Genomic DNA, 23,222 nt, shown 5'->3' with positions numbered 1-23,222 from the left:
AGCTCATAGATTGAACGCTACTATTTTGAACTACTTTACACCATTATTCTATCGATTTTAGTCAGTGTAGCCTTTTGGTCACGGTATTATTGTGACTTATGTTTATACATGACTCATCGAAATAAACAATTCTTATGTTAGTTGTTAGCTGTCGATTTTAACAAACCAGTTATCACCACCTCGTTAATAGTAAGCGCTTACAAAGTTAGGTAAGTGTTTTTCATAGCTGCATAACATAATATGCCGCTTTCAAACTGTCTAAATGATTATATTAGTAATTCAGATCACACGATTTAACCTTGCTAATTGACAGTGTTTAATCGCTTTATTACCTTAACTCTGTAGTGTTTATACGTGAGGTATTTCTTTTTGGGCCACTCCTTTTCATCACAATTTAATGAACTGATTACTAAGCTTAACCAGCTGAGTAAAGTGCCTGCGCGTGAATCTATTATCCAATTGTCGGTAGATGCTCCAGCATTGCCCTTACTATCCTGGTTAGCTGCTCAAAATCAATTCCCGAAAATTTATTGGCACGGTAGAGATCGAGATGAAGATGTCGCTGCGATTGGTGCCTGTAAAAGCTTCTTTTTTGAAGACCAAGTCGACGACAATGTCTTGGCACAGATTTATCAGCAACAACGTAATAAAACCAATCAGCAAGACATTCGCTATTATGGTGGCCTTGCCTTTGACCGCACAGTAGAAAGTTGGCCTGAGTTTGGCCGCGCGCATTTTGTGTTGCCCAGAATTGAATTACGCCGAACCGGCAATACACTCAGAATACTGGTTAATCTCAATTTTGAGGGAACCGACGCTCAACAAGAAATACAAGCTGCATTGACTGCCATTGCACAAGTGAATAAACCGCAGCCTTTGCCGCCGCCGCACAAAATGACTTTAATGGGGCGCAGTGATTTACCCCGTTATGAACGCTGGAAAGAGCTCGTTGAGCAAGTCACTCAAAAAAAGTTTAATCGCACCACGCCTAAAGTCGTGTTGTCACGGCATACTCAAATTGATGTCAGTGATGATATCGATCCGTGGACAGTATTAGCATGTTGGCAAGGCAGAAACCCCAACAGTTTTCAGTTTGGTTTTCAATTTAGTCCGCAACGAGCCTTTATTTCATGTTCGCCTGAGCGTTTATATTTGCGCCGCCAACAAGAGCTATTTACCGAAGCATTGGCAGGTACGACTGTGCGTGGGCTTAACCCAGATGAAGACAATCTGCTGGCGCAAGCTTTATTAGATGATATTAAAAACAGCCATGAAAATCAGCTAGTAAGACAACATATTGTCGATGTGTTAACACCACTAAGCCAATACCTTGGGGCTGATGAACACCCTAAAATTTTTAAATTAAATCATATTCAGCACTTACATCGCTCCATTAGGGCTCAATTACAACCCGGCGTCAGTGACTTTGAATTATTGCGCGCATTACACCCTACGCCTGCGGTTGGAGGATTACCGCGTGAAGCAGCATTGAGCTTTATTCGTCAACGAGAGGGATATGTCAGAGGCTGGTACGCTGGTGCTTGTGGCTATTTTAATCGTAACGAATCTGAATTTTCGGTGGCAATCCGTAGCGCATTAATTGAGCCGCGCAGAATCAATTTATTTGCAGGTGCAGGAATTGTTGCAGGCTCAGACCCGTTGGCTGAATGGCAAGAATTAGAAAATAAATTAGCCACTGTGCTGTCTATTTTAATCGACTTTTAACCGCGCTTAAATCTTTCGCTTGAATATTACCCATGCTATTATCCCGCCCCCGTGTTTGCAGCCCTTTTTCCGCTTAAGTTAACCAGGCTAAAAAGCGCTAAGTAGCAACACAACCATAATGATAATATTCTCTGTAGTAGTCATTTATGAAACCGCTTTATAGCGATATGTCGCTAAACTGACATACATAAATACTGTTAACCGTATCAATAGCGGGTTCCCTCACCCCGCGCTAACCCAATTAAAAAGGCCACAATATGTTGCAGTTATCCCAGGCGAAATATCGCCGAGCACTGATGCTATTAGTCAGTTTTCACATCTTAATTATTTGCGCAAGTAACTACCTTGTTCAATTACCTTTTCAGCTGTTTAGCTACCACACCACGTGGGGCGCATTTAGCTTTCCATTTGTGTATTTAGCCACTGACTTAACCGTGAGAATTTTTGGCCAGCAAGCTGCCAGAAGTATTATTCTCAAAGCCATGATCCCTGCATTATTGGTGTCATATTTGGTGGGCGTGTTATTTCATCAAGGTCAGCTACAAGCATTTTCAGCGTTAGCAGAATGGAACAGCTTCGTATTCAGAATTGCCTTTGCCAGCTTTGTAGCGTATCTGATTGGCCAGTTGATGGACATTACGGTATTTGCTAAGTTACGCCGAGCAAAAGCATGGTGGGTTGCTCCTGCGGCATCGACCTTAATCGGTAATCTGGTCGATACGTTAGTCTTCTTTAGTGTGGCTTTCTATGCATCTAGCGACACGTTTATGGCTACCCATTGGCCCGAAATCGCTACGGTAGATTATGGCTTTAAATTAATCGTCAGTTTAGGCTTATTCTTACCAGCTTATGGCGTGTTACTCAAAGTGCTTCAAGACAAGATTTTGTTCGATAGCCCTATCAATAACGAAAACGTCATTATTGAAGCGAATAAATAATCTGAACTCGAAATAGTCATACATCAAGCTTAGTCGTCGTGATTGCTAAGCTTGATGGTTAAATCCCACCCCATCAATTCACATCAAAGCTCAAAGTTCAAATTAGTCGACGCGATGCAAACTAGACATTGAACATGAGTAAACAGCTCTCTACTAATAACATCACCCAAACATCGATTCGATTAACGAGATGTCCCCATAATTAAGGCTATTGATTCTGTTAATGATGACAATGTAAAGATGATCATTTTATCGTTTAATGACTTGCAAACACAAATGAGAATGATTATTATTAATGCGCGCTCCAAAACTCAGTTTACTCAATAGAGACTTCATCACCTTTAAACAGTCTACTGAGTTCGCAAGCACGACATTGCTCACACACTCTTTGTGGCCGGGAATTATTCCCGGCTTTTTTTTGCCTGTTTTTTACAGGCATTTATATTATATTTTATCGCCAAACTGTAAACCATCGTATGGTCCAAGTTGTTGATCATCTTTTGCTTTATGATACAAACCAATCGTAAAGACGGTACCGACATTAAGCGTTGATTTAACTTCAATGGTGCCGCCAAGACGTTTAATAATACCGTAACTTAATGATAAACCTAAGCCTGTACCGTCTTTACGGGTGGTATAAAATGGATCGAATATGCGGCTTAAATCCTCTTTCGAGATACCAACGCCCTCATCTTCAACTTCAATTTTCACCCCTATACTCTGGTCATTTTCAATCCAATCATACGCTCTCACCCAAATGCGACCATTAACCTTAATAGCGTGGGCCGCATTAACCATTAAATTGATCAACACTTGCAATAGTTGTGGTCGATTAACCTCTACCAGTGTGCTGGCGGTTAACTCTTTCACCAATTCCACTTTTTGTTGCTCAATGGAGTGACGCGCCAATAACAGCACTTCTTCTACAATAGGCGTAATCGCCTGTGACTCTATTGGCGCATTAAATTCCCCTGGGCGACTGTATTGTAATAAGCTGCGGATAATCGTGGTGATGCGTCCTACCTGCTGAATAACTAACTCAATTTCTTCTTCGACGACCTTTGCACCATCGCCAAGCTCATATTTTAATAGCTCCATATTGCCCAAAATCACCGCGGTGGGATTATTGATTTCATGAGCTATGCCGGCAATCAACTCACCTAATGCGCTGAGTTTTTCATTGGTAACCAATTGCTGGCGAGTGGCATGTAATAAGGCGACGTTTCGTTCAAGCTCTTCTGTTTTATCCTGTAAGCTGCGAGTTCGTTGTTCAACTTTGATTTCGAGTTGCTCTGCTGCTGCTTGAATTTGTGTATTGCGTCGCTGTAATTGGTCGAGCATACGATCAAACTGCTCTGCTAATTGTGCTAATTCGTTATCGCTAGTTAAGTCCAGTTTACCAATGCGGATATTGCGCCCCGATTGCACAGCGGTCACAACCTGGTGAATATATTCAATGGGCTGCAATAAACTATTTGCGCCGCGATACACCAAAAAGCCAGACAGAAATAACACGATCACCAAAATGGTGCCGAGCTCAATAATGTTTAATAAGTAGTTATGTAAAAATGGCGCTTCAGAAAATCCGGCGTAAACCATGCCGACACGTTTACCGCGAATATCATACAAGGGTGAATAGCCCGATATATACCATTCGTTCAATACAAAGGCTCGGTTAATCCAGTTTTCGCCTTCGATTAACACTTGCTGATACACTTCGTCTGATACTAAAGTGCCAATGGCTCTATTTTGTTTGCTCAGATCAGTTGGAAACTGTTCGAAAGGCACATTGGTACTAATACGGATATTATCTAAAAATAGTGTCACGGTGCCAATTGAGCGCTCAGGTAACGTCCCCTCACCATAAACCAAGTCCCGAATATGATCGACAATCAACGTGTTACGATTAAGCAGCACACCACCATCAATATACCAAAACACATTACCAGACCGGTCGGCTACAGGCATTAGTGTGCGACTTAATAACCCGCGACTTTCCGATTTTTTAGGCGGTTCTGCCGCATGCCTAGTGGCAACAAGCTCAATTTCAGCTTGCTCTGCAAGGGCCAAATTGATCCGCGCGAGTCGAGTGCCGGGCAAAACCATTAGTCCTGATATTGCATGCTGTTGTGTTTGGTGCAGCATTATCCGTAAATCAGGATCGGCGGCGGCATCTGCAAGACTAATGAGACGTAAAAAGTCTAAGCCTAGCGTTTGTTGTTGCTGGGCCAATAAGATATTGAGTGCATTAATCGCGGCGGCATTAGGTTGAGAGTCACTGTGATTAAGCAACTGAAAAGCATGTTGAAAATCCCACGACCCGCTAATGGTACTAAGCTGATGTTGTTGTCGTTGCTGCACCTGTTCCAAGGTACTTTCGGCTACAACAAGATCGGCTTTCACCTTCATAAACAATTGGTTGCCTGTATATATCACGTTCCAATAAATCGTGATAAAAACTAAGCTCACCAGGGTTAATAAGATCGGCAATAAGGTTAGAAATAAAATGCGATAGCGCACCTTTGACTGCATCTGTAGCCAACTAATGCCAAATACTCGAGTGAATAAACCCGATTTTTTAGCCACTACGGCGCTACTCCATCACAGTCATCGTCGTGATGAGCCCACTCTTTGTATTTACGGTCGAGCGTTTTACGCGACACCCCTAAGTCTCGTGCTGCAGCAGATTTATTACCATTATGAGCATCAACGACCTGAGTAACATGCTGCTTTTCCACTTCTTTTAGAGGCCATTCAAGCGGGTAACCCATAGCTTCAGGTATCACGGTCACAACAGGCTTTTTCCAATATTCTGCGGGGGGTTTTCCCAATAAAATACAACGTTCAATCATATTGCGTAACTCACGGATATTACCTGGCCAATCATATTGCTGAAGAACCTGCAGGTCTTCATGGCTCCAAATAATATCTTTTATGCCCAGTTCTTGTGATAGCTGCAAGGTAAAGAAATGAGTTAATTCAACGACATCTTCAGGGCGAGAGCGCAAAGAAGGGATCACAATATTGAGTACATTTAGACGGTAAAATAAATCTCGACGAAAACGTCCCGCTTCGACTTCATCAATCAATAGACGATTGGTTGCGGCAACCACTCGCACATCAATATCGATTTCTTTTTCACTGCCGACGGGTCTAATCGATCGCTCTTCGAGCACACGCAATAATGCAGTTTGCATGTTCATTGGCATTTCGCCAATTTCATCTAAAAAAATGGTCCCACCAGAGGCATAACTAAACAGGCCTTCACGATTGCCTTTGGCACCCGTAAATGCTCCTGCTGTATGGCCAAATAACTCACTGGCCAATAATTCTGGGGCGATAGCACCACAGTTAACAGGCACAAAAGCACCACTGCGGCCACTGAGTTGATGTAATTGCCTTGCAACGAGCTCTTTACCCGTGCCAGATTCTCCTTCAATCAATACCACAGCATTGGTGGGAGCAATACGTTCAATGACTTGTTTAACATCACGGATAGCTTCGCTGTTACCAATAATAGTTGATGACTGCCCATGGGCCAATTCGCGCCTTAGCATAAAGTTTTCGCGTTTTAACAAGCGCTTTTCAATGCAGCGATCAACTGCGGTCATCATTTGTTCAAGGTGAAATGGCTTCATAATAAAGTCAGAAGCACCTGCCCGTAACGCTTTAATCGCCACATCCATATCGGCATAACCCGTCATAAAAATAATGTCCGATTGTCTCTCGCGATCGTTTAATGCTTCATGCCACTCAATGCCAGAACGATCAGGGAGTCTAATGTCGACAATGAGTAAATCAAAATGACCTTGGCTACGGAGCGTTTCTGCTTGCGCGATGGTGGATGCGGTTTCAACTAGGGCGAATTTTTTGGCTAAGGCTTTCATCAAAAAACTGCGCATGCCGGGCTCGTCATCTACGATTAATACCGACATTGTGGTTTGGGCTACTGGGGTAATCTGTTCGTCTGGACTCATAAATGGACTCTTATTAGGACATTTTGACACGCTTTGAACTTACTCTACCATTGAATCGAAATGACAGGGTCACTATGAACCACAGAAAAGTGATCGTGGGACAATTTGTCTATCATAATTACTTCAAGCTTGGGATCAAGTTCACAATTTCGATTTCAGGCGTGAACTGTATTTGCATTAAAATCATTTGGCATTTAACTTGCTTATGGCTTTGGTAATTAAGAAAAAAATCTGGTCATTAATACTACAAGGAATGGAAATGTTAAAACTTAAAGCAAGTGTCAGCATGTTATTAGCCGCAACGGTTTTTAGTAGCGCAATGTTCAGCCCAGTCGCGTTAGCAGGTGAAGTGATTAAACTCGCCACAACAACCAGTACTGAAAACTCTGGCTTATTAGGGGCTATTTTACCAAAGTTTGAAGCTGAATCTGGCTACAGCGTACAAGTTATTGCGACAGGGACAGGTCAGGCATTAAAGCTAGGCAGCCAGGGTGATGTTGATGTAGTAATGACCCACGCGCCAGAAGCTGAAGCCAAATTTGTTGCCGATGGTTATGGTGTTGAGCCTCGCGGTATTATGGAAAACGATTTTATTATTCTTGGGCCTAAAGATGATCCCGCAGCGGCAAAATCAAGCAAAGATGCAACGGAAGCATTTAGTAAAATTGCGGCTAAACCAAGTCAGTTTATCTCACGAGGGGATAACTCAGGCACCCACATGAAGGAGCTTGAAATTTGGCAAGCGGCTGGCGTAACACCTGACTTTGCCGGTTATACTTCAGTAGGCCAAGGCATGGGTAAAACCTTGTTAATGGCAAATGAATTACAAGCTTATACGTTAGCAGACCGTGGTACTTTTATTGCTTATAAAGCTAAACTTGATTTAACCATTAGTTTTGAAGGCGGCGCAGCGTTAGCCAACCCTTACCAAGTCATATTAATTAATGCAGAAAAGTATCCAGATCTTAATCATAAAGGTGCAAAAGCGTTCAGTGATTGGCTAATTAGCCCAGCGACACAAACTATGATTAATGAATTCACAGTGCAAGGAGAGCAATTGTTCAAGGCAACATATAAAAAATGAGTGACGGCTGGTTAGCCCTATTGCAGCAAGCATTTAGCTTGCTGCTCTCTTTTGACCCAGATGTTTGGGCGATTATTAATATCTCTTTTTCGGTGTCCTTTGCGGCGCTGCTGATCACGATTATTCCATCAATTATCTTAGGGTTTATTCTGGCATTTAGCCATTTTCGTGGCCGCTGGGTGGTAACCAACCTCATTCAAACTTTGCAATCGATTCCAACTGTTGTCATTGGCCTATTGGTTTATTTATTGCTGACTCGCCAAGGGGTGCTCGGTGATTTAAAGTGGTTGTTTACCCAACAAGGTATGATTTTAGGACAAATGTTAATTTGCGCACCGGTGATGGTTGCACTTTCACAGGCGGCGTTTTCGAGTGTAGATCGTCGCGCCTGGGAAACATCTCGTACGCTAGGTGCATCATGGTTACGCGCGGTATGGACATTATGTCGAGAACTGCGAGTACCACTGCTTTTGGCCATTATTGCCGCCTTTAGTCGCATTCTTACTGAGGTTGGCTGTTCAATGATGGTGGGAGGGAACATTATGAATGTCACACGCAATATTCCTACCGCTATCGCACTGGAAACCAGTAAGGGTGATTTTGCTCAAGCCATTGCATTAGGATTAGTATTATTAATTTTAGCCTTGGTACTAAACTTCATCTTAGGTTCATTGCGAGGTAAAGCCCTCCCAAGGAGTCATTAAGATGGCCTTATTAAATAGCTTATCCACCAGCAACCCGGTACAGATCCATGCTCAGAATGTGCTGATGAAGTTTCAAAAAAACACCTTGTTTAGCGTGGATGAACTGAATTTTAAACAAGGCGATGTGATCTATTTGCAGGGCGATAATGGCTCTGGAAAATCAACCCTAATGAAAATTCTTGCGGGCTTGATTAAGCCAACCGAGGGTGTGGTTTTGGGCCATGGCTTTACGCCTAAACCCTGGTGGCAGGCAGACAGCTTATTAGGCAAAGCGGTGTATTTACATCAACACCCATATTTGTTTGATGGGTCAGTAAAATACAATTTAACTTATGCACTAAATCAGTTGAAATTAACGCCAAGCGAGCGTAGCAGCAGAATTAAGCAAGCCATTAATATGGCTCAACTGGACGACTTATTAAGCCACCATGCAAGTGATTTATCTGGCGGTGAACGCCAACGGCTGGCAATTGCCAGAGCGTGGATTACCCAACCCAAACTACTCATGCTCGATGAACCCATCTCCAATATGGACAAACATTCGCAACGTTTAGTACTGGCGATGATAAATCAATTAAAACAAGACGGCACAGGCCTGTTAATCAGTAGCCACCAGACTTGCGGCCTCACAGCCCTATGCCAACAGCATTGGCATATTAAGCAACGTACCATTCATACCAGCATGCATGTTCCTACAGCAGAGACTGTGCATCAGACTAATACAACGGAATTACATTATGGCACCACAAATTGACGCAGTAATTTTAGCGGGCGGCATGGCAAGACGAATGGGCGGTAACGATAAAGGCTTAGTCGATCTAAACGGCCAAGCAATGATTTGCCATACCATTGATAAACTCAGCAGTCAGGTTGATCGCATTATGATTAATGCCAACCGCAACCAAACTCAATATGAACAATGGGGTTACCGCGTTTTTAGTGATCAAGACAGTGGCTACTTAGGTCCATTAGCTGGCATGGTCACGGCGTTAAAACAAACTCAAGCAGAATATTTGTTGGTGGTGCCTTGTGATTGCCCGATGTTACCAGACGATTTAGCATCGCGATTATTAGCCGCTCTTACCAAGCAAAATGCCGATATTGCTGTTGCGAGCGATGGTGAACGTGAACAGCCGGTCGTGCTCTTGCTTAAACCCTATTTAGCCGAGTCTATGCAGGCATTTTTGGATGCCGGTGAGCGTAAAATTGATTTTTGGTATCGCCAACATCAAGTGGCAGTAGAGAGCTTTGCCGATCAGCCCAATGCTTTTGTTAACGTCAATACACCAGAACAAAAACAGCAACTCGCCCAGCAAATTGCCAAGTAATTTATTAAGAGGTCCACGATGACAGTAGTCTTTAGTAACCCATTACCTATTCCCGTTTTAGGGTTTTGTGCATACAGCGGCACCGGTAAAACAACCCTGTTAACCCAGCTTATTCCTGAACTCAATCAACGCGGTATTCGTTTAGCCGTTATCAAACATGCGCATCATAATTTTGATGTTGATATTCCTGGTAAAGACAGCTTTGAGATGCGAAAAGCAGGTGCCAAGCAAGTATTGGTCGCCTCTCATGTGCGCTGGGCATTAATGACTGAAGATCCTGTCGAGGACGATCCTCAACTACAACATTTGCTGCGCCAAATTGAAGCTGACAAAGTCGATATTGTATTAGTCGAAGGCTTTAAAAAATTAGCATTACCCAAAATTGAATTACACCGTGCTGCTCACAATAAACCATTTATTCATGTGCATGACGAAAATATTGTCGCTATCGCTTGCTGCGAAGACACCCAGGTGCCAGACACCTTGACGCGATTAGATTTAAACAATGTGCAGCAAATTGCTGATTTTGTTCAGCACTACCAACAACATTGGCAGGCCCCTCCCGTTAAATTACCCATTTGTTTTGACGACGAAGCGTTACGAGATCAACCAGAATCTGAATATGGTATTAGCGTCTCGCAAGGTATCAGTAAAGTATTAAGCCAAGTGAAAGCGACTAGCCAAACAGAACTGGTTGAACTTATTAATATTGATAACCGCATTCTTGCTCACGACATTATTTCAGAAATTAATGTGCCGCAACAAACCAACTCAGCCATGGACGGTTATGCTTTTGCATTTGACAGTGTGTCGACTGCGCCACTTAAGATTGTGGCAGAAGTGCTTGCTGGGCATAACTACCCAAATTTTCTCCATGCTGGTGAAGCCGTACGCATTATGACTGGGGCAACCGTGCCACAAGGTGCAGACACCATTCAAGCTCGCGAGTTAGCCGAAGAAAACGGCCAAAAGGTCACCTTGCTTGAGACTGAATACATCGTCAAAGGCCAGCATGTAAGACTTGCCGGTGAAGACATAGCCCTAGGTGAAGTGGCACTATCTGCAGGTAGCAGATTAGGCGCTGCAGAATTAGGCTTAATGGCATCATTGGGTTTTAATCGTTTGCCTCTTTTTAAGCGGCCCGTGATTGCGGTGTTCTCAACAGGTGATGAAGTGAGTCAACCCGGTGATGAGCTAAAGCCCAACTGTATTTTTGATGCTAATCGCTACACCATTTTGTCGATGGCAAAGAAACTCGGTTGTCAGGTTATTGACCTTGGGATTATCGACGATAACGAACAAACCCTAACCAACACATTACGCGACGCCGCGACAAAAGCGGATATTGTCATTAGCTCAGGCGGTGTGTCAGTAGGCAATGCTGATTACATCAAAATGGCACTGGCCAATGTTGGCAACACCCATTTTTGGCGCATCAATATGCGCCCAGGTCGCCCCCTCGCGGTAGGTAAAATCAATCAAAGTCTATTTTTTGGTTTACCGGGCAACCCCGTTGCTGTGATGGTGTCTTTTATGCAATTTGTCCAACCCGCTATTCGTAAATTAGCCGGTGAAAATAATTGGCAACCTCAGTTTATTCCTGCCATTGCAGACCACGCTTTACGCAGTAAAACAGGCAGAACGGAGTTTTTACGTGGCGTTTATAGTATCGGCAGTGACGGACAAATACATGTCAGTACCACTGGTGCACAGGGCTCAGGAATGTTGAATTCGATGGTGAATGCCAATTGCCTTATTGTCATCGCCGACGACACTGCAACTATTCCTGCCGGTGATAGGGTGTTTATTCAGCCTTTTGCCGACTTGCTTTAAATCTTTAAGCCTTTAAGCCTTTAAGCCTCGACAATCATTGCTGGGCGCAGTGATTGTCGAGTAAGGTTATACTTTATCGCTATCAACCACTCTCTTTATCGCTAATCTAAATCCCAGCTACAACCGTATAATCTTACTCATCCCTTGGTAACTCGCTGTTAGTCTTGCATCGCTAGATTCGTTTTTTATCGCGTGGGTGATAAACTAAAAAAATCAGCATACTGCTGCATCTAATGAAAAGGACTCTTTTATGGCACTTTCTCGAAAAAATTGGAATTACATTATTATCGGTGCCAGTGTCTTTATGATCGCGGTGTTATCATTTATTGATGACAAAACCGCTAATCTTCCCGATGACGCTGTGGCGCTGTTCGACCCGCAACTGCCGTTAGTGCAACTGCATCTAGATGACAAATGGCTAAGTAAAAAAGAAGATAAGTGGTGGTGTCATGAGCAGGTCCTTAACTGTCAACAATGGGCCCAAGCGTGGCAAAATATTAGTGTGTCGCCATTAACAGCTCAACCAGAGCATGGCACCAATGAACAAACGCTGACTATCGCGATAAGCAATATCCACACCGCACAGCAATGGCGTTATTTCCCCGACGATGGCTTATTGCAGTCATCAAATAAAAATTGGTACAAAATACCACCAAGCTTACGCGCTGATTTACAGCCAGTACTTGCTGAAATGCCTCAATCAAAATAATGAGTTTTTATGCCTGAATTACCAGAAGTTGAAGTTACCCGCCAGGGGATCAGCCCGTTCCTTATTGAACAAACTGTCAGTGAGTTGATTATACGTAATGGTTCACTACGCTGGCCGGTGCCGGATGTTGCGCAAAACATTGTCGGCCAACGTATTAACAACGTTCGTCGTCGTGCTAAATATTTATTAATCGATACCAATGCAGGCATGACTATCGTCCACTTAGGCATGTCAGGGAGTTTGCGTATTTTACCGCGTAACACGCCTGCTGAAAAACACGACCATATTGACTTAGTGTTAGATAATGGCCGCATGCTGCGTTTTAATGACCCTAGGCGTTTTGGCGCCTGGTTATGGTACGAATTACCCGAAGAAGCCCACCCATTATTGTCAAAACTGGGCCCAGAACCATTAAGTGCAGACTTTACCCCGCAGCAGTTACAAGCCGCATTAAAAGGCAAAAAGAAAGCCATTAAACAGTGCTTAATGGATAATCACATTGTGGTGGGCGCTGGGAATATCTATGCCAATGAAGCCTTGTTTGCCGCGGGCATTCACCCTCAAGCCGAAGCGGGCAGCATTGATATTGAACGATTAACGGTGCTAGTCAGTGAAGTGAAACAAATTTTAGCCCATGCTATAAAGCAAGGTGGCACCACCCTAAAAGACTTTACTAACGCTGATGGAAAACCAGGTTACTTTGCGCAAAAGCTACATGTCTATGGCCGCGGCGGCGAAACATGCACCCATTGCGGTAATTTATTGAGTGAAATCAAACTAGGCCAACGTACCACGGTATTTTGCGGTATATGCCAGCAGCGATAACGCGACAATTAAAAATAATTTATTTAACTATATAAAGGGAGCCAATTTGGCTCCCTAATGCATGCTGCTATTTAGTCTAATTCGATGAGGTTCAATTTAAAATCGATACTCAAAAGTTGAAAATACCGCCGCCTGCGTATCGTCGTCTTGTACTTCAAACTCAGAGTTAGCTACGCTGCCACCCAAGGTCAACATGCCATTAAACACAGGCATACGATAAGACAACTCAAGCATCAATAAATCTTCTTTTAATGGCTGTAGAGCCCATTCACTAACACGATTAGTGCCATCTTTATTTAGCTGGGCATATCGCAATATAGAGGTAAAACCATGACTGTTTTCAAACTGCCCAATTAAACCAAGAACATAGGTTTGTGCATCACTTTCATAGGTACTGCCATAGGTACGGCCATAATAACGTGAACCACTTTGGTACGTTGAGTGTTCATAAAAACAGTTATATTCAGATCCCGCATCACAATTGACCATAGTGTCGGAATATTCAAAAAACACTTTATATTGCTGTTTTGAAAAATTAAATCGCGAGTCGACACCGAACATCTGTCCGCAACCAGACATACTCGAAGCGTTTGAAGCATTTTCGCAGGTTTGCTCTACATATAAACCGACAGGAATACCAAACCAGTCATCGCTATAACGCACATCAAAACCTGTCATTTGATTGGTATTACTGCTGCAATCAGTGGAATTACATTCTTGAGGGTCAGTAATAGCATCAAAAGCACTGTCCACATCGCACTCTTGCCCTTCACCGCAAAACATCGCGGTCCACGATACGCCGACTTCAAGCTGCTTTAATGGCTTTATCGCACTGCGAAATGACCACAGTAACGCATTGGGTGCATCGCGTTCTTGTTCTGTGAGACTGACCCCAGCGGTCAGCGTCCAAGCACCTAACCAAGAAAGCAAAGGTGTTTCAAATGCTTGAGGATTATTACGACTTATCATCAACGAAGACATTGGCCTTGCATTTGTCGACATGTGCAAAGAAGAGTCAAACCCCGGGCCCCACCACTGCGCAACAGTACCAAATGTGGTCACCCAATTACCTAAAATTACCGCGATATAGTTATCGTCAAAACGAAAGTCTTTATCGTCATTCGGATAGTAATTTGCTGACGCTGAGAGTTTATAAGCAAGATTTTGGCCCAAATACTCATGCGAGCCTTGTATTTGGCCTTTTTCTCGATAATCAGAACCAAAATGCTGAAAACGAGCCGCATCAGTTGCCGCAGCTACTTTGACACGCGTATTGCCTCGGTTATTCACTGCTGCTTGATAGTAAAAATTAACCCGAGCGTAAGCATCAATTAATGCTTTACTCAATAACGATGGCTCAGCTCGCGCTAAATCACCCCCAATACCAGACCACATTAATGGGTATGTATTAATAGGAGACGTTATTACCCCGGCATCTGCAAGCGCTTGTATATCTGCACGTAAGTAAATATCACTGGTATCGACCCAGGGTGCCGCTTGCGCTACAGAGCATAATAAAGCCGAGCTTAACCCCAATGAGATCGCTAACTTACTCAAGTAAAATCCCTTTAACATCAATCGAGTTATCCTTTATTTGTTGCATTGATTTTTTGCTTCAATGCTGCGGCAACGTATGGGTGAACAAATTGGCTCACATCGCCGCCATGAAGAGCAACCTCTTTAACCAAAGTAGACGATATAAACGAATTCTCTTCTGCTGGGGTTAAAAAAACACTTTCGAGATCGGGGCTTAAACGGCGATTCATATTGGCTAACTGAAATTCGTATTCAAAATCAGATACCGCCCGTAACCCACGAACTAACACGCTGGCATGCTGCTCTTTAGCAAAATCCACCAGAAGCCCAGTAAACCCAACGACTTCAACATTATCTAAATGAGCAGTGACAAGGTTGACCTGAGCAACACGTTCCTCAAGCGTAAAACGCGGTTGTTTAGACGGGTTTGAGGCAATACCAATAATAACGTGCTTAAATAAACGCGCTGCACGCTCAATTAAATCTGCATGACCATTAGTCACAGGATCAAATGTACCAGGGTAAATTGCTCTTCTATGCATCATTCAACGCCATAATGTGGGTGTTAGGGTTGCTGATATTTTAACAGCTCATGCCAGCCCAACACACGTGTAATTGATAATTAATTAAACTGTTTTTGTAAAAAAACTGAAAATCGTGTAAATTAGCAACTCGATCAAGCTGAATATTTATTAAGCATTTGTGTCGAATTATATATGGAAGTGAATCGATTATATGCTAATCTTCCATTTAGGTGTGTTTGAATAATTTACGGGAAGACTTTGAATATGAAAAAATCAGCTATCGCGTTAACTACTGCTTTATTAATGATCGGTTCAGCTTATGCAGCAGAACCTACTGATACAACTACAACGTCTACAACTGGTGGTGCTACTGGCGGTGCTACTGGTGGTGCAATTGGTGGTGTTACTGCTGGTATTGCAGCTGTAGCTGGATCAGTTATTGTTGCCGTTGCTGCAACAGCTGCAAACGACAGCAATTCTGAAGATGGTTCAGGTACAGGTTCTGGTACTACTACAACTAGTACAGGTACTGGCACAGGCACTACTACGACTTCAGTAACAAACTAATTCGTAAGCCTGTTAAAAAAGCACATTTTTTAATGTGCTTTTTTATTTTCTTTTTTTTGTCATAAAGCCAAAGCTTAAGGAACTGAGCTCGTATGCATTCCATTTTTCAAAAAAAAAGTCTACTCCCTTTGCTTTTCTTCTTCATCTTAACAGGCTGTAGCAACACCTTCGTACAGATTGGTGGCATGCTTAAAGAAAGCGTCGTAGGTTTCCCTGATGATAATGTCACTGTTGCCGAAATAGAACAAAGTCCTTATGCCAGCATCCACGTCAGAATCAATAACACAAATAGATCATATATCGTACTTGCATATGCTGAAGCCCCACAAACACTGCCATTAACCCGCATTGATTCTAAAAATATTGAGCTTAAATGGCTCTCAGCTGACAAAGGTTTGTTAGTGACGCGTAATGGTCGTTTATTGAAATCAGTAAATTTATTTGTTGGTAATCGCCTTAACATTAACAGCGAACAAACTGATCCTGTCGCTTTAGGCTTGCATCTAAGTAGTACACCAATGCAATGGCAAAGTACTATCGATTGGCAACCTGGTTATCATATCAATTATCAACAGCACTCCACCTTTAGTTTTGTTAGTGATGAAACACTCACTATCAATGATAAAACCGTAACGCTTAAAAAATTCAATGAGCATGTTGTCGTCGCTAAACTCGATATCGAATATGACAACCAATTTTGGATTGATGAATCGACGGGCAAAGTGATCAAAAGTTATCAAAAAATTGCCCCTAACTTACCCTACATAGAAATGACTCTTCTGAAGCCTTATGGATTTGAGGACGTGAAATGAAGCCGCTAATTCAATTATGTTCAGCTTTAATGCTATTAATTTGTAATTTACAACTTAGTTATGCCGAAACTGAAGTCACTGTTACTCAATCGGTATACAGTAACTCAACCGCATCATTAACATATGTTAGCCCACCACGCTTAGTACAAGTCATTCAAGATAGCTTATCAAATACTAACCTTTCTTCAGATCAATCTGCTCCTTTACCCATTTATTGGCTAGGAGCAGGCTTGTATGATTTCAGTACAGAAGCGGCTTTTTTTAGACAGCGACAATTGGTGCTTAATTCCCTTAAAACACAATATAGTGATATGGGTAAGCCAGATCATATTCAGGCGTTAAAAACACTAGCGACATGGATTGCAAATAACCAATTTCTTCAACGTGAGTTTATTCCACTTGATTATGATGTGATTCGATTAAAAGAAGAACTGAACCCACTTTTACAAGGAAAATACTTACTCACGCTTCCTCGTAAACCTCAAGATGTGATGGTCTTAGGCGCCGTGACTCAAAATGGCTCGCAACCCTTCGTGGTGAGACAAAATGCTTCTCAATATATTGAGAATGCCATGCCATTAAATGCATCACAAAATAGCTTTGCCTGGCTGATTCAGCCAGATGGGCAAATAGAAAAATATCCTATTGCTTATTGGAACCAACAACATATCGATATTGCACCTGGGGCGATTATCTATCTTGATTTTGACGGTGTTAGGGATAACGAACAAGAGTTAAACCAACAAATTCTTGAACTTATAAGACATTGGATACGTTAACCATGAAGCAAGCAAAACAATCTGTCTTTTCTGTTTTAGCCATTTCATTCATGGTAAGCGGGATAGCTATTAGTACAACAGCGCACAGCGATGAACTATCAACGCCAAAACTGACACCTTCACAATATGATTTCGGTGGCGTGGGCCTCATTCAAATGCCGACGGGTAGAATGGCAGCTGAAGGCGAGTTTAGTGTCAGCGGAACCTTTAACGAAGATTATTATCACGGTGCATTATCACTGCAGTTATTTCCCTGGTTAGAAACCACTATTCGCTATACCCAAGTCCCCGATGTGCTCTACAGTGATGATCCAAGCTTTAGCGGTGATACCTATTACACCGACAAAGGTATCGACGTTAAATTACGTTTGTTGGAAGAAAGCTACTGGATCCCAGAGACCTCTATCGGCGTTCGCGACATCGGCGGTACCGGTTTATTTGATAGCGAATATATTGCTATGACAAAAGGCTTTGGCCCTTTTGATGCGACTGTTGGTTTTGGTTGGGGTTATATTGGCAACCGAGGTAATGTCACTGATACCAACAAACAATCATCGGTAGATTGCGCTCGAAATACAGGCTACAAGGGTAAAGGTGGCAATGTTGACTTTGAACGCTGGTTTAAAGGCTGTAGTGCCATTTTCGCCGGTATCGAGTACCAAACACCTTGGGACCCTTTGCGCCTGAAGGTGGAATACGATGGTAATGATTATAAGTCTGATTTTGCTGCATTACGCACGGGTAACGAGCTAAAACAAGACAGTCCTATCAACTATGGGATGCTATACCGTGTCAGTAATTGGGGTGACTTTAAACTCAGTTATGAGCGTGGCAATACCTGGACACTCGGTTTTAGTCTGGCGACTAACTTTAATACCTTAAAATCAAACTGGCGCGACACCCCAAAGCAACAGATTGAAGAGAAGCCCGATTTAGCCGATCGCAAAATTGACTTGCCGGAGCTTAACAAACAACTGGCTTTTGATGCTGGCTACAAAGGCGCCAAAATCTACATCAAAAATGATGAGGTTACCGTTGTTGCGACGCAAACGAAATACCGTGATAGGAAATATGCTCACGATCATGCTGGCCGAATTTTAGTTAATCATTTCCCACAAGCAAAAACCTTCAAAATAATTGAAGTTGCGGGCCATTTGCCGACCACTGAAACCCATATAGATGCAAAGCAATTTACCAATGCGGTGCAACATAACTACATCAATGCAAAAGTAGCAGACAGTACAACAGTTGTAGAACCGACATTACCCTCTGAAGCACCTGATTGGGACACGCCTAATCAATGGAATTATGGTTTTGCACCAAAGATAGTTCAATCTTTTGGTGGTTCGGAAAACTTTTACTTATTTAATGTTGGCATCAATGGCGGCGCGAGTCGCTGGCTGACTGAGAATATTGAAGTTAGTAGTTCAGTCTACATCAACCTGTTTGATAACTACGATCAGTTTAAATATCAAACACCACCTGATGGTACCGATCTTAAACGAGTTAGAACGCTAGTGAGACAGTATGTTTCTGATACACCGGTACGTGTTGATAACTTGCAGTTAACCTGGCTCGATAAACTCAGTGAAAATATCTACGCGCAAGCTTATGTGGGCTACCTCGAAATGATGTTTGGTGGTGTGGGTGGTGAAGTACTCTATCGCCCAATGAACGGCGAATGGGCTTTTGGTGTTGACGCAAACTACGTCAAACAACGCGACCCTGACAATATATTCGGTTTTTTTAATAAAGAAATAAACTTTGATGCTGAATCTGGGAGTGAGTATCGAGCTCAAACTGGTACGTTTACCGGCCACGCCAGTGTTTATTACCAGCCAAGCTGGTTCGATGATGTGTTGCTTAAAGTCAGTTACGGTCAGTATTTAGCGGAAGATCGTGGTGTGACTGTCGATTTCTCTAAACAATTTGATAGCGGCGTAATCGTTGGTGCATTTGCATCGAAAACGAACTTATCTGCCGATCAATTTGGCGAAGGCAGCTTTACTAAAGGATTCTATATTTCAGTTCCTTTCGATGCGATTTTACCGACACCAGTATCAAATCGAGGCAGTCTAGCGTGGCAACCATTAACCCGAGATGGCGGTCAAAAACTGGGTCGCAAATTTGAGCTTTATGGTGGCACAGATGCCAGAGCGCCTTGGTTGAACAAACCAAGTACCGTGAAATAACCAACCTTTACACTTCATAATAAAAAGGCAGAACTTTTACGTTCTGCCTTTTTTATATCTTTTCTGAATCATCGTTTCTTGTCAATAATACCAATCAGGATAAATAAGTGTTCAGAGATTGCGTAGGAAAAGTTGCTTAGAATAAGGCAGAAATTGCAGTGAGTTAGTTGTTCTACCTTCAAAATTTCTAACGACGTTATAAGCGATTTTAACCAGTAAGAATGATCACATTTTTGTGCTGATTGGTATAACTAGGACTTATCGTATTTCTCAATATAATCCACGATTCTCTCCGATGCCAAGCCGTCAGTAGGGCCTACGTGCTCTTGAGTATATTGCAGTCTATTTACTTGGTAAGACTGCGGGTTAGCCAGTTGTTCAGGAATAGCTTTGATTAGCGACTTATATTTTTCTACATGCAACCCAATACCGTTATACAGCACATTATCTTTACCAAAACGTTTTTCAAATCGATACTTAAAAATCCCTCGATAAGACCATTTTAATTTAAAAAAGTTACACACAATCACAGGTCTGTCTACCGCAGCAAACTCAAACAATGTACTAGACGCCTCACTCAACAAAATGTCTGCGTGTTGAATAAAGGGGAGTAAAGATATGTCGTTTTCATTGGCGACATAAACATTTGAATATGCTGACCATTTAGCTAATTTAGCACGTTGGTTAGCATACTGTTTCCTCACCTGTGTTAGCGAATGAGGCTTAATTAGGATGTTATATTCTTTAAAATCATCGGGCCAATTATCAGGAAAGCACTCTAAAGAGCTTGGATTAAACGTCGGTGCATATAAGATGGTTTTTTTGCTGGTATCTAAGCCTAATGCCGTTAAATCGAAGCCCAAATCTTGATGTTTAAATAACGGGTCTAGCTTACAAAATCCCACTTCAATAAAATTATCATTTGGATAGTATTGTTTGATTTTTGCTAGCCGCAGCGAGCCCTCTATAAACCTCACTGTCATTGGTGTAATAGATTTATGATAGTACGAAGGCTTAGGTCCAACACCGTGGCCTAATTGCGCCGTTTTAGAATATTGATGTACTGAATCTAGGTGAGGAAATTGATTACCAAAAAATATCCAATCCGGTTTTATCGTCAAATAAACTTGCTCAGCTTCTTGAGTATCAGTGACCCAAATACATTCGACACCGACCTCATCAAATGTTTTTGCCAGTGCTTCTTGGTCATTTTTATTGCTATAACACACTAATTTTACCGTGTGACCTCGATGCATTAACTCTTGAATAACGGGCATATACTGCGGGATGTAGTACACATTTAATGTATCGAAAACGATAAACATAATACTCTCTTAATCTTTGACGGATCGGAAAACAGGCTGCCTTGATGCAGCAAAAGTAGATTATAACAACTTAACAACAAATTGTTATCTCTATGAAAGCGACTTATGACAGGCATCTAAAAATAGCTTTGAAACACATAAATATTAAGATAGCGCTTGAATTATCCTGACTTAGATAGACTCATAGATTCTGATAAATTAAGATATAAGCAAATTTTAGAACGATAAAGCCTTAGCATGCCACAATCTACTTTACGAAAATTTGATTATCCACAGAGCTTAATTAAGTCATATCACCATTGGTATTTGTTACTCAGACCAGATCAACCGACTCTTGGTTCAATGGTTTTAGTGTGTAAAGAAAATGTTCACCAATACTCAGGCATTTCAGCAGAAGCGGCTAATGAACAAAAACACATTATTTCTGATATTGAAAGCGTGTTAAAACACCGGTTTGACTGTCACAAAGTCAATTATTTGATGCTAATGATGGTTGATCCTGCGGTGCATTTTCATATCATCCCGCGATACGAGTTCCCGATAGAGTTTTGTGGTAAAGAATTTACCGACAGCCAATGGCCTAAAGCTCCAAGCTTAGTGGATGAATTACAACTCGACGCCATCTTTAAAGCAGAACTATTAAAAACCCTAAAAAGTGATTTTGCTGCAATAGAGCCATCAAACAAGCCAACATCAAATAAAATGTACCGCAGAATGTATACCTCAGGCTGCTTTGATATCTTTCATCAAGGGCATTTAAATATATTAAAAAGCACCAAGGCTTTATGCGATTATTTGATTGTTGGAGTCTCGACAGATGAACTTATTGAGCAATCTAAAGGACGCCCACCAATCATTCCATTTGAAGAGCGTATTTCGATTTTAGAAGCCAACCGATACGTTGATGAAGTCATACCTCAAATAGATAAAGACAAACAGAAAGTCGTTGATGAATATCAAATAGATGCGATTTCAGTGGGTTCAGACTGGAAAGGGAAATACCCTGAAGTGAGCTGTGAGATGGTCTATTTTGACTACACCCCTAACGTAAGCTCGACCGTATTAAAACAAAAGCTTAATATTACCCCTAAATAAAGTATCGCCTAATTAGATCCTTTAATATGATAGAGCGCCACAGATTGTGGCACTCTATTAACGCGACCAATGTAAACCATCAAACCTTATAACTTCCAATAACCTAATGCTTTTCTCATTTTTAGGTTTCTTATAATATTGAATGGCTTACGCTTTAATCCCGCTAAACCATTGTCGATTAACTTATCTGTTTCAGCCAATACTCGCTCACTAGAGCGACCATCACGATTTGGGTGTATACGATCGCAATATCGTTGAATTTCTTCAAGTAGTTCTGGTGGCTTACTCAAAGCGTTTTCAATAGCGGGCTCTAGTTCATCAACATCACTAACGTTCAGAAGATGTGGCCAATTAGTCTTATTATTAAAAGTAACCACAGGCTTGCCTTGCAGAAGAAACATAATAAGCACTGAAGATGTATCACATAACATAACATCAGCTTCTTTTAACAAAGGCAGAACATTGTCAGTTTCAATAAAGGATAAATTATCACTCTCTAACTGCTTGTACTTGTTAACAATCTCTTTGCTCATTTTAGGGTGAAATTGAACGATCCACCTCCAGCGCCCATCTTGAGCCATCTGTTTCACTTTGTCGAAAACAATAGGTGCACATGTAAATCGTGGTGAAAAAGTCGAGCAGAAAAGAATTACCGGTCGCTCATCATTTTTGATCAGCACTGAGGTGTCTGTATCATTTTCAAATAATGGATCGAGCGTTGGCCAACCCGTTTCGACGACATTAAAAGTACCATGTTTATTAGCTAATATTTCAAATGGCAATGTAGAGTCAGGGCCTTGAGTACAATATAGATCAAAACAATTACGAATATTAAAATGATCACTTCGCCCTAAACTATCAACTTTTCCAGAATCAAAACCATGAAACACTCCAACTTTTACCCCTGGAATAAAACTAGGTACCACATTGCCCGGCACAAATACCGCATGCGGCTGCCATTGAATCGTATCTTCTATCGTCAATAATCGCTGCTCTGTAGGTTTAAGAAACTTGTCAGCAACTTGATCTCCCATTAGAAACCATCTCACCTCATCCCCACGCGCTAAAATGATCTTTTGCAATGGTCTTAATATCGCGTAAGAATAATTTTGTGAAATGTAGAATAAATAGCGTTTCTTACTCATATAAACTGTTTCCCTTCCACAATACTTAAGCACGATACGCTGAGTATGTTGGTTTTTTAATAAAAATGAATATCACAGCAAAGCAAATGTAACTCTATCAACCGTCACCCTGACTGGAGTATTA

At 41.9% G+C, this 23,222-nt stretch carries 20 protein-coding genes; 14 read left to right on the top strand and 6 right to left on the bottom strand.

Features of this window, described 5'->3' with window-relative positions; all coding sequences use genetic code 11:
* The first annotated feature begins 369 nt into the window (after positions 1–369).
* Complete coding sequence (locus tag AC19MV_RS12680; protein WP_498307983.1) at positions 370–1,725, top strand: isochorismate synthase; 1,356 nt, start codon at positions 370–372, stop codon at positions 1,723–1,725.
* A gap of 257 nt (positions 1,726–1,982) precedes the next feature.
* Positions 1,983–2,663, top strand: coding sequence for a 7-cyano-7-deazaguanine/7-aminomethyl-7-deazaguanine transporter (locus tag AC19MV_RS12675; protein ID WP_498307981.1), 681 nt, complete (start codon positions 1,983–1,985; stop codon positions 2,661–2,663).
* A 444-nt stretch (positions 2,664–3,107) separates the two neighbouring features.
* Here the strand turns inward: AC19MV_RS12675 and AC19MV_RS12670 are convergent, their stop codons facing one another.
* Both AC19MV_RS12670 and AC19MV_RS12665 read right to left on the bottom strand, forming a co-directional pair.
* Positions 3,108–5,195, bottom strand: a complete 2,088-nt coding sequence (locus tag AC19MV_RS12670; RefSeq protein ID WP_498308004.1) for a sensor histidine kinase — start codon at positions 5,193–5,195, stop codon at positions 3,108–3,110.
* Between the two features lie 53 nt (positions 5,196–5,248).
* Entirely contained in the window at positions 5,249–6,640 is a 1,392-nt protein-coding gene (locus AC19MV_RS12665) for a sigma-54-dependent transcriptional regulator (RefSeq protein WP_498307979.1), read from the bottom strand.
* Positions 6,641–6,899: 259 nt separating this feature from the next.
* On the opposite strand from AC19MV_RS12665, the gene AC19MV_RS12660 reads away from it, so the two are divergent.
* The 7 genes from AC19MV_RS12660 (at position 6,900) to mutM (ending at position 13,123) form a co-directional block, all read left to right on the top strand.
* Positions 6,900–7,724: an ABC transporter substrate-binding protein gene (locus tag AC19MV_RS12660; RefSeq protein ID WP_498307977.1), complete on the top strand. Its 825-nt coding sequence runs from the start codon at positions 6,900–6,902 to the stop codon at positions 7,722–7,724.
* Positions 7,721–8,428, top strand: coding sequence for an ABC transporter permease (locus tag AC19MV_RS12655; RefSeq protein ID WP_432402309.1), 708 nt, complete (start codon positions 7,721–7,723; stop codon positions 8,426–8,428). The genes AC19MV_RS12660 and AC19MV_RS12655 overlap by 4 nt, the downstream gene beginning before the upstream one ends.
* Position 8,429: 1 nt before the next feature.
* Positions 8,430–9,182 carry an energy-coupling factor ABC transporter ATP-binding protein gene (locus tag AC19MV_RS12650; protein WP_498307975.1) on the top strand — a complete coding sequence of 251 codons (753 nt, stop codon included), beginning with the start codon at positions 8,430–8,432 and terminating at the stop codon, positions 9,180–9,182.
* Positions 9,166–9,756 (top strand): molybdenum cofactor guanylyltransferase MobA, encoded by a 591-nt coding sequence (gene mobA, locus AC19MV_RS12645; RefSeq protein ID WP_498307973.1) that lies wholly within the window; start codon positions 9,166–9,168, stop codon positions 9,754–9,756. Before AC19MV_RS12650 ends, mobA begins: the two co-directional genes overlap by 17 nt.
* A gap of 18 nt (positions 9,757–9,774) precedes the next feature.
* Positions 9,775–11,589, top strand: coding sequence for a bifunctional molybdopterin-guanine dinucleotide biosynthesis adaptor protein MobB/molybdopterin molybdotransferase MoeA (locus tag AC19MV_RS12640; protein ID WP_498307971.1), 1,815 nt, complete (start codon positions 9,775–9,777; stop codon positions 11,587–11,589).
* Positions 11,590–11,839: 250 nt separating this feature from the next.
* On the top strand, positions 11,840–12,298 hold the full coding sequence (locus AC19MV_RS12635; protein ID WP_498298457.1) for a hypothetical protein: 459 nt from the start codon (positions 11,840–11,842) through the stop codon (positions 12,296–12,298).
* 9 nt (positions 12,299–12,307) lie between these two features.
* On the top strand, positions 12,308–13,123 hold the full coding sequence (gene mutM / locus AC19MV_RS12630) for a bifunctional DNA-formamidopyrimidine glycosylase/DNA-(apurinic or apyrimidinic site) lyase (protein WP_498307969.1): 816 nt from the start codon (positions 12,308–12,310) through the stop codon (positions 13,121–13,123).
* 96 nt (positions 13,124–13,219) lie between these two features.
* Here the strand turns inward: mutM and AC19MV_RS12625 are convergent, their stop codons facing one another.
* Both AC19MV_RS12625 and coaD read right to left on the bottom strand, forming a co-directional pair.
* Positions 13,220–14,698, bottom strand: a complete 1,479-nt coding sequence (locus AC19MV_RS12625) for a capsule assembly Wzi family protein (RefSeq protein WP_498307967.1) — start codon at positions 14,696–14,698, stop codon at positions 13,220–13,222.
* 8 nt (positions 14,699–14,706) lie between these two features.
* The gene (coaD, locus tag AC19MV_RS12620; RefSeq protein WP_498308003.1) at positions 14,707–15,201 is read right to left on the bottom strand and encodes a pantetheine-phosphate adenylyltransferase; all 495 of its coding nucleotides are present in this window, start codon (positions 15,199–15,201) and stop codon (positions 14,707–14,709) included.
* 246 nt (positions 15,202–15,447) lie between these two features.
* On the opposite strand from coaD, the gene AC19MV_RS12615 reads away from it, so the two are divergent.
* From AC19MV_RS12615 to AC19MV_RS12600, 4 genes are all read left to right on the top strand, one after another.
* A complete protein-coding gene (locus AC19MV_RS12615; RefSeq protein ID WP_498307966.1) occupies positions 15,448–15,750 on the top strand; it encodes a hypothetical protein in 303 nt (100 codons plus the stop codon).
* Positions 15,751–15,842: 92 nt separating this feature from the next.
* The gene (locus AC19MV_RS12610; RefSeq protein ID WP_498307965.1) at positions 15,843–16,562 is read left to right on the top strand and encodes a YjbF family lipoprotein; all 720 of its coding nucleotides are present in this window, start codon (positions 15,843–15,845) and stop codon (positions 16,560–16,562) included.
* Positions 16,559–17,341, top strand: a complete 783-nt coding sequence (locus AC19MV_RS12605; protein ID WP_498307963.1) for a capsule biosynthesis GfcC family protein — start codon at positions 16,559–16,561, stop codon at positions 17,339–17,341. The genes AC19MV_RS12610 and AC19MV_RS12605 overlap by 4 nt, the downstream gene beginning before the upstream one ends.
* Positions 17,342–17,343: 2 nt before the next feature.
* The gene (locus tag AC19MV_RS12600) at positions 17,344–19,533 is read left to right on the top strand and encodes a YjbH domain-containing protein (protein WP_498307961.1); all 2,190 of its coding nucleotides are present in this window, start codon (positions 17,344–17,346) and stop codon (positions 19,531–19,533) included.
* A 251-nt stretch (positions 19,534–19,784) separates the two neighbouring features.
* Here AC19MV_RS12600 and AC19MV_RS12595 read toward each other — a convergent pair whose 3' ends face one another.
* Positions 19,785–20,858 (bottom strand): CDP-glycerol glycerophosphotransferase family protein, encoded by a 1,074-nt coding sequence (locus AC19MV_RS12595; RefSeq protein ID WP_498307959.1) that lies wholly within the window; start codon positions 20,856–20,858, stop codon positions 19,785–19,787.
* A gap of 237 nt (positions 20,859–21,095) precedes the next feature.
* On the opposite strand from AC19MV_RS12595, the gene AC19MV_RS12590 reads away from it, so the two are divergent.
* Positions 21,096–21,953 (top strand): adenylyltransferase/cytidyltransferase family protein, encoded by an 858-nt coding sequence (locus AC19MV_RS12590; RefSeq protein ID WP_498307957.1) that lies wholly within the window; start codon positions 21,096–21,098, stop codon positions 21,951–21,953.
* An 86-nt stretch (positions 21,954–22,039) separates the two neighbouring features.
* On the opposite strand, the gene AC19MV_RS12585 is transcribed toward AC19MV_RS12590, so the two are convergent.
* The gene (locus tag AC19MV_RS12585; protein ID WP_498307955.1) at positions 22,040–23,098 is read right to left on the bottom strand and encodes a CDP-glycerol glycerophosphotransferase family protein; all 1,059 of its coding nucleotides are present in this window, start codon (positions 23,096–23,098) and stop codon (positions 22,040–22,042) included.
* Between the last annotated feature and the right edge of the window lie 124 nt (positions 23,099–23,222).

Source organism: Shewanella sp. MF05913 (assembly GCF_059758095.1).
The sequence above is the reverse complement of the archived record's forward strand: the minus strand, read 5'-3'. Positions and strand labels throughout refer to the sequence as shown.

What these genes read in the sequence shown, in the direction of transcription:
- AC19MV_RS12675 (WP_498307981.1), top strand. Translation starts at nt 1,983, where the DNA reads ATGTTGCAGTTATCCCAGGCGAAATATCGCCGAGCACTGATGCTATTA.
- AC19MV_RS12670 (WP_498308004.1), bottom strand. Translation starts at nt 5,195, where the DNA reads ATGCAGTCAAAGGTGCGCTATCGCATTTTATTTCTAACCTTATTGCCG.
- AC19MV_RS12665 (WP_498307979.1), bottom strand. Translation starts at nt 6,640, where the DNA reads ATGAGTCCAGACGAACAGATTACCCCAGTAGCCCAAACCACAATGTCG.
- AC19MV_RS12660 (WP_498307977.1), top strand. Translation starts at nt 6,900, where the DNA reads ATGTTAAAACTTAAAGCAAGTGTCAGCATGTTATTAGCCGCAACGGTT.
- AC19MV_RS12655 (WP_432402309.1), top strand. Translation starts at nt 7,721, where the DNA reads ATGAGTGACGGCTGGTTAGCCCTATTGCAGCAAGCATTTAGCTTGCTG.
- AC19MV_RS12650 (WP_498307975.1), top strand. Translation starts at nt 8,430, where the DNA reads ATGGCCTTATTAAATAGCTTATCCACCAGCAACCCGGTACAGATCCAT.
- mobA (WP_498307973.1), top strand. Translation starts at nt 9,166, where the DNA reads ATGGCACCACAAATTGACGCAGTAATTTTAGCGGGCGGCATGGCAAGA.
- AC19MV_RS12640 (WP_498307971.1), top strand. Translation starts at nt 9,775, where the DNA reads ATGACAGTAGTCTTTAGTAACCCATTACCTATTCCCGTTTTAGGGTTT.
- AC19MV_RS12635 (WP_498298457.1), top strand. Translation starts at nt 11,840, where the DNA reads ATGGCACTTTCTCGAAAAAATTGGAATTACATTATTATCGGTGCCAGT.
- mutM (WP_498307969.1), top strand. Translation starts at nt 12,308, where the DNA reads ATGCCTGAATTACCAGAAGTTGAAGTTACCCGCCAGGGGATCAGCCCG.
- AC19MV_RS12625 (WP_498307967.1), bottom strand. Translation starts at nt 14,698, where the DNA reads ATGTTAAAGGGATTTTACTTGAGTAAGTTAGCGATCTCATTGGGGTTA.
- coaD (WP_498308003.1), bottom strand. Translation starts at nt 15,201, where the DNA reads ATGCATAGAAGAGCAATTTACCCTGGTACATTTGATCCTGTGACTAAT.
- AC19MV_RS12615 (WP_498307966.1), top strand. Translation starts at nt 15,448, where the DNA reads ATGAAAAAATCAGCTATCGCGTTAACTACTGCTTTATTAATGATCGGT.
- AC19MV_RS12610 (WP_498307965.1), top strand. Translation starts at nt 15,843, where the DNA reads ATGCATTCCATTTTTCAAAAAAAAAGTCTACTCCCTTTGCTTTTCTTC.
- AC19MV_RS12605 (WP_498307963.1), top strand. Translation starts at nt 16,559, where the DNA reads ATGAAGCCGCTAATTCAATTATGTTCAGCTTTAATGCTATTAATTTGT.
- AC19MV_RS12600 (WP_498307961.1), top strand. Translation starts at nt 17,344, where the DNA reads ATGAAGCAAGCAAAACAATCTGTCTTTTCTGTTTTAGCCATTTCATTC.
- AC19MV_RS12595 (WP_498307959.1), bottom strand. Translation starts at nt 20,858, where the DNA reads ATGTTTATCGTTTTCGATACATTAAATGTGTACTACATCCCGCAGTAT.
- AC19MV_RS12590 (WP_498307957.1), top strand. Translation starts at nt 21,096, where the DNA reads ATGCCACAATCTACTTTACGAAAATTTGATTATCCACAGAGCTTAATT.
- AC19MV_RS12585 (WP_498307955.1), bottom strand. Translation starts at nt 23,098, where the DNA reads ATGAGTAAGAAACGCTATTTATTCTACATTTCACAAAATTATTCTTAC.